The 10741-nt window shown below is 66.8% G+C and carries 10 protein-coding genes; 7 read left to right on the top strand and 3 right to left on the bottom strand.

What is annotated here, in order from left to right; translation table 11 throughout:
• Positions 1-5: 5 nt before the first annotated feature.
• Genes nuoH through nuoN form a run of 7 tightly spaced genes read left to right on the top strand, consistent with a single transcriptional unit; the run spans position 6 to position 8041 of the window.
• Positions 6-1280, top strand: coding sequence for an NADH-quinone oxidoreductase subunit NuoH (gene nuoH, locus MSG_RS06730; protein WP_170063190.1), 1275 nt, complete (start codon positions 6-8; stop codon positions 1278-1280).
• On the top strand, positions 1273-1830 hold the full coding sequence (nuoI, locus tag MSG_RS06725; RefSeq protein WP_232011180.1) for an NADH-quinone oxidoreductase subunit NuoI: 558 nt from the start codon (positions 1273-1275) through the stop codon (positions 1828-1830). Before nuoH ends, nuoI begins: the two co-directional genes overlap by 8 nt.
• Before the next feature lie 23 nt (positions 1831-1853).
• Positions 1854-2618 (top strand): NADH-quinone oxidoreductase subunit J, encoded by a 765-nt coding sequence (locus MSG_RS06720; protein ID WP_373421136.1) that lies wholly within the window; start codon positions 1854-1856, stop codon positions 2616-2618.
• A complete protein-coding gene (gene nuoK / locus MSG_RS06715) occupies positions 2615-2914 on the top strand; it encodes an NADH-quinone oxidoreductase subunit NuoK (RefSeq protein WP_096438161.1) in 300 nt (99 codons plus the stop codon). The genes MSG_RS06720 and nuoK overlap by 4 nt, the downstream gene beginning before the upstream one ends.
• Positions 2915-2924: 10 nt before the next feature.
• Positions 2925-4814, top strand: a complete 1890-nt coding sequence (gene nuoL, locus MSG_RS06710) for an NADH-quinone oxidoreductase subunit L (protein ID WP_096438159.1) — start codon at positions 2925-2927, stop codon at positions 4812-4814.
• 51 nt (positions 4815-4865) lie between these two features.
• Positions 4866-6467 (top strand): NADH-quinone oxidoreductase subunit M, encoded by a 1602-nt coding sequence (locus MSG_RS06705; RefSeq protein ID WP_096438157.1) that lies wholly within the window; start codon positions 4866-4868, stop codon positions 6465-6467.
• Positions 6464-8041 (top strand): NADH-quinone oxidoreductase subunit NuoN, encoded by a 1578-nt coding sequence (gene nuoN / locus MSG_RS06700; RefSeq protein WP_096438155.1) that lies wholly within the window; start codon positions 6464-6466, stop codon positions 8039-8041. The genes MSG_RS06705 and nuoN overlap by 4 nt, the downstream gene beginning before the upstream one ends.
• Here nuoN and MSG_RS06695 read toward each other — a convergent pair.
• From MSG_RS06695 to MSG_RS06685, 3 genes are read right to left on the bottom strand one after another with little or no spacing between them, the layout of a single operon-like run.
• The gene (locus MSG_RS06695; protein ID WP_096438153.1) at positions 8038-8475 is read right to left on the bottom strand and encodes a hypothetical protein; all 438 of its coding nucleotides are present in this window, start codon (positions 8473-8475) and stop codon (positions 8038-8040) included. The two genes, nuoN and MSG_RS06695, sit on opposite strands and share 4 nt — an antisense overlap.
• A 14-nt stretch (positions 8476-8489) precedes the next feature.
• On the bottom strand, positions 8490-9755 hold the full coding sequence (locus MSG_RS06690) for a DUF58 domain-containing protein (RefSeq protein WP_096438151.1): 1266 nt from the start codon (positions 9753-9755) through the stop codon (positions 8490-8492).
• Positions 9756-9762: 7 nt separating this feature from the next.
• A complete protein-coding gene (locus tag MSG_RS06685) occupies positions 9763-10734 on the bottom strand; it encodes an AAA family ATPase (RefSeq protein WP_181159157.1) in 972 nt (323 codons plus the stop codon).
• Positions 10735-10741: the final 7 nt, after the last annotated feature.

The following is a 10741-nucleotide window of genomic DNA, read 5'->3' as shown; positions in this document are numbered from 1 at the left end:
CCGATTTGGCCGCCTTCGGACACGACACCTGGTGGCTGGTGCTGGGCAAGGCGCTGGCCATCTTCGTGTTCCTGATGCTGAACGTGCTGCTCGCAATTCTGCTGGAACGCAAGATCCTCGGCTGGATGCAGCTGCGGCCGGGCCCCAACCGGGCGGGGCCGTGGGGCACGCTGCAGAGCCTGGCCGACGGGATCAAGCTGGCCCTCAAGGAGAGCATCACACCCGCCGGCGTCGACAAATTCGTTTACTTTGCGGCGCCGGTCTTTTCGACGATCCCGGCGTTCACCGCGTTCGCGTTCATCCCGTTCGGTCCCGAGGTGTCGATTTTCGGCCACCGCACGCCCCTGCAGCTGACCGACATGCCGGTCGCGGTGCTGTTCATCCTGGGTCTGTCGGCGATCGGGGTGTACGGCATCGTGCTGGGCGGCTGGGCGTCCGGGTCCACCTACCCGCTGCTCGGCGGGGTGCGCTCGACCGCCCAGGTCATCTCCTACGAGGTCGCGATGGGGCTCTCGTTCGCGGCGGTGTTCCTCTACGCCGGCTCCATGTCGACGTCGGAAATCGTTGCCGCCCAAGACCGCGTCTGGTATGTGTTCCTGCTGGCGCCGTCGTTCGTCATCTACCTGATCTCCATGGTGGGTGAGACCAACCGCGCCCCCTTCGACCTGCCCGAGGCCGAGGGCGAACTGGTCGCTGGCTTCCACACCGAATACTCGTCGCTGAAGTTCGCGATGTTCATGCTCGCCGAATACGTGAACATGATGACGGTCTCGTCGCTGGCGACCGTCCTGTTCTTCGGTGGCTGGCACGCGCCTTGGCCCCTGGACATGTGGCCCGAGGCCAACACCGGCTGGTGGCCGGTGCTCTGGTTCACCGCCAAGATGTGGACCTTCCTGTTCATCTACATGTGGCTGCGCGCCTCGCTGCCGCGCCTGCGCTACGACCAATTCATGGCGCTAGGCTGGAAATTGCTGATCCCGGCCTCGCTGGTGTGGGTGCTGATCGCCGCGGTGATCCGCACCGCGCGCAACCAGGGCTACCCGCACTGGACCCCGATACTGGTGTTCAGCAGCCTCGTCTTCGCCGTCGTCGTCGTGCTGCTGCTGCGAAAGCCATTCGCGGCGCCCAGCATTCGTGCCCTGGAGCGTGAGCTCCGGCGGCAAAGCAAACAAAGTCCCGGCCTGCACCGCATTGAGCCGGCATTCCCGACACCGCCGCTGCCGAAGGCGCCCAGTCGTGCGCTGCCGGTCGGCGCGAGCAAGGAGAACGCAGGTGGCTAAATTCCTCGACGGAGTCGCCGGTTTCGGCGTGACGTTCAGCTCGATGTTCAAAAAGCGTGTCACCGAGGGATATCCGGAGAAGCCCGGGCCGGTCAAGCCCCGCTACCACGGCCGTCACCAACTCAACCGGTATCCGGACGGGCTGGAGAAGTGCATCGGCTGCGAGCTGTGCGCCTGGGCCTGCCCGGCCGACGCCATCTACGTCGAGGGCGCCGACAACACCGACGAGGCGAGGTTTTCCCCCGGGGAACGCTACGGTCGGGTGTATCAGATCAACTATCTGCGCTGCATCGGCTGCGGCCTGTGCATCGAGGCCTGCCCCACCCGGGCGCTGACGATGACCAACGACTACGAGATGGCCGACGACAATCGGGCCGACCTGATCTACGAAAAGGATCGGCTGCTGGCGCCCCTGCTGCAGAACATGCTCGCGCCGCCGCACCCGAGAGCCGAGGGCGCGACCGACAAGGACTACTACCGGGGCAATGTGACGGCAGACGGGCTGAAGGCCCGAGCTGACGCGAAAGAAACAGCCGGGGACGTGCGGTGACCACGGCCTACCTCGCCACAAACCTGGCGACCGACGCCATCGTGCGCACCTCGACCGGCGAGGCCGTCGCGTTCTGGGTGCTGGGCGTGGTCGCGGTGCTCGGTGCCCTCGGCGTCGTGCTGGCGGTCAACGCCGTGTACTCGGCGATGTTCCTGGCATTGACGATGATCATCCTGGCCGTGTTCTACATGATCCAGGACGCGCTGTTTTTGGGTGTCGTTCAAGTCGTGGTCTACACCGGCGCGGTGATGATGCTGTTCTTGTTCGTGCTGATGCTGATCGGCGTGGACTCCGCGGAATCGCTGAAGGAAACGCTGCGCGGGCAACGCATCGCCGCGGTGGTCACCGGGCTCGGGTTCGGCATCCTGCTGGTCGCCACCATCGGCAATGTGGCCACCGGGGGCTTCGTCGGGCTGACCACCGCCAACTCCGGCGGCAACGTCGAAGGCCTGGCAGCACTGATCTTTTCGCGGTATCTGTGGGCATTCGAACTGACCAGCGCGCTGCTGATCACCGCTGCCGTGGGTGCGATGATCCTGGCGCACCGGGAGCGTTTCGAACGCCGCAAGACGCAGCGCGAGCTCTCCCAGGAGCGCTTCCTGCCCGGCGGGCATCCCACCCCGCTGCCCAACCCGGGTATCTATGCGCGGCACAACGCGGTCGACGTGGCCGCGCGGCTGCCCGACGGCTCGTACTCCGAATTGTCGGTGTCGAAGATCCTGCGCATCCGCGACGCCGACGGCAAAGCGATTTCCTCTCCCGAAACTGTTCGAGGCGGCACCTCATGAATCCGGCCAATTACCTTTATCTTTCGGCGCTGCTCTTCACCATCGGGGCCTCGGGTGTGCTGCTGCGCCGCAACGCCATCGTCATGTTCATGTGCGTCGAGCTCATGCTCAATGCCGTCAACCTGGCGTTCGTCACCTTCGCGCGGATGCACGGCCACCTGGACGGGCAGATGATCGCATTCTTCACGATGGTGGTGGCAGCCTGCGAGGTCGTCATCGGCCTGGCCATCATCATGACGATTTTCCGTGCCCGCAAATCGGCGTCGGTCGACGACGCGAACCTACTCAGAGGCTGAGAACGCCACGATGACTGACTACACCTGGCTGCTGGTGGCGCTGCCGCTGGCGGGTGCCGCGATCCTGCTGTTCGGGGGCAGACGCACCGACGCGTGGGGCCACTGGCTGGGCGTCCTGGCCGCCCTAGGGGCCTTCGCCGTGGGTGCCACGCTGCTGTCGGACCTTTTGAGTCGCGACAGCGAACACCGCGCACTGCACCAGACGCTGTTCACCTGGATTCCGGTCAACCAATTCCAGGTCGACTTCGGGCTGCAGATCGACCAGCTGTCAATCTGTTTCGTGCTGCTGATCTCCGGGGTGGGATCGCTGATCCACATCTACTCGGTCGCCTACATGGCCGAAGACCCGGACCGCCGCCGGTTTTTCGGCTATCTCAACCTGTTCCTGGCTTCCATGCTGCTGCTCGTCGTCGCCGACAACTACCTGGTGCTCTACGTCGGTTGGGAAGGCGTGGGCCTGGCGTCCTACCTGCTGATCGGTTTCTGGTACCACAAGCCGTCGGCGGCCACGGCCGCGAAGAAAGCATTCGTGATGAACCGGGTCGGCGACGCGGGCCTGGCGGTGGGCATGTTCTTGATGTTCACCACATTCGGAACCCTCTCGTACGCCGGCGTTTTCGCCGGTGCACCCGCCGCCAGCCGCGGCGTGCTCACGGCGATGGGATTGCTGCTGCTGCTCGGCGCCTGCGCCAAATCCGCCCAGGTGCCGCTGCAGGCCTGGTTGGGTGACGCGATGGAGGGCCCGACCCCCGTCTCCGCCCTTATTCACGCGGCGACCATGGTGACCGCGGGCGTGTACCTGATTGTGCGGTCCAACCCGCTGTACAACCTTGCTCCCGGTGCGCAATTGGGCGTCGTCCTCGTCGGTGCCGTCACTTTGCTGTTCGGGGCGTTCATCGGCTGCGCCAAAGACGACATCAAACGGGCGCTGGCGGCATCGACGATGAGCCAGATCGGCTACATGGTGCTGGCGGCGGGACTCGGTCCCGCCGGGTACGCGTTCGCGATCATGCATCTGCTCACCCACGGCTTCTTCAAGGCCGGCCTGTTCCTCGGGTCGGGCTCGATCATCCACGCGATGCACGAAGAGCAGGACATGCGTCGTTACGGCGGGCTGCGCGCCGCCCTGCCGATCACATTCGTCACCTTCGGGTTGGGGTACCTGGCCATCATCGGCGTGCCGCCCTTCGCGGGCTTCTACTCCAAGGACGCCATCATCGAGGCGGCGCTGGGCGCCGGCGGCATCCGGGGCTACACGCTGGGCGGGGCCGCGTTGCTGGGTGCGGGCATCACCGCCTTCTACATGACCCGGGTGATGCTGATGACCTTCTTCGGCGAAAAGCGTTGGGCCCCGGGCAGTCACCCGCATGAAGCGCCAGCGCTGATGAGCGGGCCGATGATCCTGCTGGCCTTTGGCTCGGTGTTCTCCGGCGGCCTGTTCGCCATCGGGGGCACCCTGCCGCACTGGCTGGAACCGGTCGTCGGCGCGCACGAGGAAGCGACGCACGCCCTCCCCGCCTGGCTCAGCACCACGCTCGCACTGTCGGTCGTCGTGGTCGGTATCGCAGTGGCCTATCGGATGTACGGCGGCAAGGCGGAGATCCCGAGCGTTCCCCCCGTCCGGGTTTCCGCGCTCACGACGGCCGCGCGCAGAGACCTCTACGGCGATGCCTTCAACGAGGAGGTGTTCATGCGTCCTGGCGCGCAACTCACCGACGCACTGGTCGAATTCGACGACGCCGGTGTCGACGGCTCGGTCAATGCGCTGGCCGCGCTGGTGAGCCGGACCTCGAATCGGTTGCGGGGACTGCAAACCGGCTTCGCGCGCTCCTACGCGCTCTCGATGCTGGCCGGCGCGGTACTCGTGGTCGCAGCGATCCTGGCGGTGCAGACGTGGTGAGCATGCGCGTGGCGACGATGCAGCGCGCAGCGATGAGAAGGAGCGGCGCTCATGACTAACGTGCCATGGCTGAGCGTGCTGTGGCTGCTGCCTTTGGCGGGTTCGATCCTGATCATCCTGCTGCCGCCGGGCCTGCGTCAGCTCGCCAAGTGGAGCGGCGTCGTCTTCAGCGTCGCGACGCTGGGCGTGGCGATCGCCGTCGCGGCGGGCTTCAAGACCGGCGGCGCGCCCTACCAGTTCCTGGAAAACCACCCGTGGATACCGGCTTTCGGCGCCGGATACCACCTCGGCGTGGACGGCATCGCGGTGGTGCTGGTGCTGTTGACCGCGATCCTGATTCCGCTGCTGCTGGTGGCCGGTTGGAACGACGGCGGCCAGCGCACTCGGGGCGTGCACGCCTACGTCGCCTTGACGCTGGCCATCGAGTCAATGGTGCTGATCTCGGTGATGGCGCTGGACGTGCTGCTGTTCTACGTGTTCTTCGAGGCCATGCTGATCCCGATGTACTTCCTCATCGGTGGCTTCGGCAAGGGCGCCAGCCGGTCGCGCGCCGCCGTGAAGTTCTTGCTGTACAACCTGTTCGGCGGCCTGATCATGCTGGCGGCCGTAATCGGACTGTATGTCGTGACCGCCCAGCACGGCTCGGGCACCTTCGACTTCCGCGAAATCGTGACCGGCATCTCGTCGGGCCGATTCGCCGGTGTGGACCCCGCGGTGTTCAAGGCGCTGTTCTTGGGCTTCATGTTCGCGTTCGCCGTCAAGGCGCCGCTGTGGCCGTTCCACCGCTGGCTACCCGACGCCTGCGTCGAGGCGACCCCGGCGACCGCCGTCCTGATCACCGCGGTGATGGACAAGGTCGGCACCTTCGGCATGCTGCGCTACTGCCTGCAGCTGTTCCCCGACGCGTCAACGTATTTCCGCCCGCTGGTTGTGACGCTGGCGATCATCGGTGTGATCTACGGCGCGGTCGTCGCGATCGGCCAGAAAGACCTGATGCGCCTGATCGCGTACACGTCGATCTCCCACTTCGGCTTCATCATCGCCGGCATCTTCGTCATGACCAGCCAGGGGCAGAGCGGCTCGACGCTGTACATGCTCAACCACGGCCTGTCGACCGCCGCGGTGTTCCTGATCGCGGGCTTCCTGGTGGCCCGGCGCGGCAGCAGGTCGATCGCCGACTACGGCGGAGTGCAGAAGGTGGCGCCGATCCTGGCCGGCACCTTTCTGGTTTCGGCCATGGCCACCCTCTCGCTGCCCGGACTGGCGCCCTTCGTCAGCGAATTCCTGGTCCTGCTGGGCACTTTCAGCCGGTACTGGCTGGCGGGCGCGATCGGCGTGACCGCATTGGTGCTCGCCGCGATCTACATGCTGTGGCTCTACCAGCGGGTGATGACCGGTCCGGTGGCCGAGGGCAACGACCGCATCACCGACCTGCGGGCGCGCGAACTGGTCGTCGTGGCGCCGTTGCTCGCGCTGCTGTTCGTGCTGGGCGTCTACCCGAAGCCGGTGCTGGACATCATCAATCCGGCCGTAGACCACACCATGATCACCATCGGCCAGCATGACCCCGCACCGAGCGTCCCGGTCGATGCCGTGAAACCGGCCTCGAGACCGCAAGCTGCACCCCGGACAGCCGAAGGACCCCACCGATGACCCTGCCCACCCCCAGCGTCGAGTATTTCCTGCTGTCCCCGATGCTCATCGTCTTTGCCGTCGCGGTCGCGGGCGTGCTGGTCGAAGCGTTCCTGCCCAGGCGAATCCGCTACGCGACGCAGGTAACGCTGTCGCTAGCCGGTTTGATCGCGGCGTTCATCGCGATCATCAAGGTGGCGCAATCGCTTCCGGCGGCTGGCCGCAGCGCGGTCCTCGGGGCGGTGGCCATCGACCGGACCACCCTGTACCTGCAAGGCACCGTGGTACTGGTCGCCGTGTTGGCCGTCGTTTTCATGGCCGAGCGCACGCACGCACGAACGGACACCAAGGTGCCGGTGGGAGTCGCGGCCGGGCTGGATTCCTTCACGCCGCAGGCATCAGCGGTGCCGGACAGCGCCGCCGAGCGCGAGGCCGAACGGGCCGGGGCCGCGCAGACGGAGCTGTTCCCACTGGCACTGCTCTCGGTCGGCGGCATGATGGTGTTCCCGGCATCCAACGACCTGCTGACGATGTTCGTCGCGCTGGAAGTCCTGTCGCTGCCGCTGTACCTCATGTGCGGCCTGGCTCGTCATCGCCGGCTGATGTCGCAGGAGTCGGCGCTGAAGTACTTCCTGCTGGGCGCCTTTTCGTCGGCGTTCTTCCTCTACGGTGTCGCGTTGATCTACGGCGCGACCGGCACGCTACTACTCCCCGGCATCCGCGATGCCCTTGGCGCACACGGCGACAGCTCGATGGCACTGGTCGGTGTCGCGCTGCTGTCGGTGGGCCTCCTGTTCAAGGTCGGCGCGGTCCCCTTCCACTCCTGGATTCCCGACGTGTACCAGGGCGCACCGACGCCGATCACCGGCTTCATGGCGGCGGCCACCAAGGTGGCGGCGTTCGGAGCGCTGCTGCGGGTGGTCTACGTCGCGCTGCCCCCGCTGCATGCCGAGTGGCGTCCCGTGCTGTGGGCGATCGCGATCCTGACCATGGCCGTCGGCACGATCACCGCGGTGAACCAGAGCGACGTCAAGCGGATGCTGGCGTATTCGTCGGTGACACACGTCGGTTTCATCCTCACCGGCGTGATCGCCGACAACGCGGCCGGCCTGTCGGCCACCCTGTTCTACCTGGTCGCCTACAGCTTCAGCACGGTGGGAGCGTTCGCCATCGTCGGCCTGATCCGCGACGCAGACGGCGTCGAGGACGCCACCCTGTCCCACTGGACCGGCCTGGGACAGCGCTCCCCCATTGTCGGCGTGATGCTTTCGATGTTCTTGCTGGCGTTCGCGGGCATCCCGCTGACGAGTGGATTCATCAGCAAGCTTACGGTTTTCAAGGCCGCCGCCCAGGGCGGCGCCGTGCCGCTGGTGATCATCGGCGTGGTCGCCAGCGGGATCGCCGCCTACTTCTATGTGCGGGTCATCGTGTCGATGTTCTTCAACGAGCCGACCGAGAACACGCCGCAAGTGGTCGAGCCCGGCATCCTGAGCAAGATCGCCATCGCCGTATGCGCGGCCGCCACAGTGATTCTGGGTATTTTCCCGCAGCCGTTGCTCGACCTGGCCGATCACGCCGCGCAGCTACTGCACTAGTTCAGGAACGGACGCGTCGCCACCACGTAGATCGCCAACACCCCCAGCGGGGCGGCAAGCGGCAGCCACGGAAGCTGCACGGGAAATGACGTCGCGACCAGTCCGACCAAAGTAAAACCAAGGGCTGCAACGATTGTCGGCCAGCTCCCCAGAACGTCGGCCGGGCGCGGGCCGACCGCATGTCGGCATACCAGGTAGGCCGCGGCGCACAGTCCGGACAGCGCGACAAGCAACTGCGACGGGCCGGCCAGCACGATCGTGGCCGCCGCCAGCAGGACGGCAAGCGTGGCGGCGGGGCGAAACACGATCCCCGCGCCGATCGCGAGCACGGCAGCCGCCCCGGTTGCCAGTGCCATCCCGTGCGCCCCGACCGCGGGCGCTCCGGCCATCAACAGGCCGAATACCGTTGCCAGAAAATGGGTTCCGGAAATCATAGGAGGTCGCATTGTTACCTCCGCACCCGCGTACGGGCCCGGTGCCGGCGATCCGGGAGCGCATTCATCGACTGCTCCAGGCTGCGGTCGGCCTGCCACGACACGATGTCGACACCGATCGTGGCCATGTCGCGGTACATCGCGGCGCGCTGCGCCGCCCACAGGCGTTCGACAAGCGGGTCTTGTTCGCCCGCGAACGGAAGGCGATCGAGGATGTCGACGGCGACGACGACGTGGCCGCGTTTGCGTAAGTCGATCAGCGCCAATGCGAATTCGGTGTCCAGCAGCGTGGAGAATGCGATGACGATCGCGCCGGCGGGAACGGCCGCGCGCGGCGCCAGTGTGCCCGTGGTGTTTTCGAATCGGTCGCCGGTGCCGAGCACCGTGTCGAGCACGCGGTAGAACTGGCGCTGGCCGATGTCCGCGCCGAGCCAGCGCGGGCGGTTGTCCCCCAATGCGACGATACCGGCGCGGTCACCGTGACGTAACGCGGTCTGCACCACCTGTGCCGCGCCCCGCACGACGCGCTCGGTGGCCTGGGTCGCCGGGCCGGCCGGCTGCCGATAGGTGTCGATGAGCACGATCACGTCGGCCGCGCGGTCGGTCAGCCGCTGCGTCACGTGCAACTGCCCACGGCGGGCACTCACCGGCCAATTGACTGCTCGCAGTTGATCCCCGGGCACGAAGGGACGAATGTCGGCGTACTCGACGCCTGGGCCGACGTGCCGGGTGAGGTGAGCACCGAGGCGATCGAGCAGCTCGGTCGGCGGGATCGGGGTGGACTGCGGCGGAGTGAGGGGGAACACGATGACCTCGGCGGCGTCGACGGTCGCGGTCCCCGCCAGCAGCCCGCCGCGCGTCACCACATCGACCTGGGCACGGATGAAATATCGCCCCCAGCGTCGCGCGGATGCTACGACCGATTTGCCCTGTCCCGTCGGCGAATCCAGCACATCGAGCCGCATGCCCTCGATGGCGGGAATGGACAATTCGACAGCGTAGGCCCCGCCCTTCGCCTCCTCGGTTGCCCAGACGCTCAGTCGGGCCTGCTCGTCTTCGAAGCAGCGCTGGGAGTCGGGGTCGGCCTGCACCTGGATCGTGGGCACTGCAGGCTGCCAGCTGATCGAGCAGAGCACCCCGAGCAGGGGCGCCGCGAAGGCGATGAGCTCCCAGCGCCCGCCGATGACCGCGGCTGCCAGCGCGACGCCCGCGCAGGTCGCGATCGCCCGCGTGAGTTGTGATGCACGCCAGTGGAAGTCGGCATAGCCGCCGTCGCTCACCGGGCTCTCACTGCGTGTCTCCGGGCCCGCCGGCCGTTCGCGGCACCGGTAGGCGCCGCAGCAGTTCCCCGACCACGTCGGCGCCTTGAATCTTGCGGACCCACATCTCCGGTCGCAGCGTGATCCGGTGCGCGATCGCCGGCGTCGCGAGCGCCTTGACGTCTTCGGGGATCACGTAGTCGCGGCCGAGCAGCAGCGCTCGGGCGCGGGCGAGTTGGACCAGGTCGAGTTCGGCGCGCGGGCTGGCGCCCACCGCGACCTGCGGATGACGCCGGGTCGCGGTGGCCAGCGAGACCACGTAGTGCAGGACGTCCTCGTGCACTGTGACCTGCTCGACCGATTCGCGCATCGCCAGCAGGTCGTGGCCGTCCACCACCTGATTGACCGTGGCCTCGGCCGAACCGCGATCCAGGCGTCGGCGCAGCATCGACGTCTCGTCGTGCTCAGACAAGTAACGCAGCTCCAGCCGGATCGCGAACCGATCCAGCTGAGCTTCCGGTAGCGGGTAGGTGCCCTCGTACTCGATCGGATTGTCGGTCGCCAGCACGACGAAGGGGGCGGGTAGCTTGTGGGTTTCGCCGTCGATGCTGACCTGACCCTCGGCCATCGCCTCGAGCAACGCGGCCTGCGTCTTCGGCGGCGTGCGGTTGATCTCGTCGGCAAGCAGCAGGTTGGTGAAGATCGGTCCCGGACGGAATGCGAAACGACCCGACTGCATGTCGTAGATCGTCGAGCCCAGCAGGTCCGCCGGCAGCAGGTCCGGGGTGAACTGGACCCGGGTGAATCGCAGCCCCAGCGCGGCAGCGAAAGACCGCGCGATCAGCGTCTTGCCCAGGCCGGGCAGATCCTCGATGAGCACGTGGCCGCGTGCGAGCACCGCCGTGAGGATGAGGGTGAGCGCGGCACGCTTTCCCACCACCACCCGTTCGATTTCGTCGAGCACGGCCTCGCAGTGTGCGGTCGTCGTGGCGGCCGGCATCGTGGCG

The organism is Mycobacterium shigaense, from assembly GCF_002356315.1.
Lineage (GTDB): Bacteria > Actinomycetota > Actinomycetes > Mycobacteriales > Mycobacteriaceae > Mycobacterium > Mycobacterium shigaense.
The sequence above is the reverse complement of the archived record's forward strand: the minus strand, read 5'-3'. Positions and strand labels throughout refer to the sequence as shown.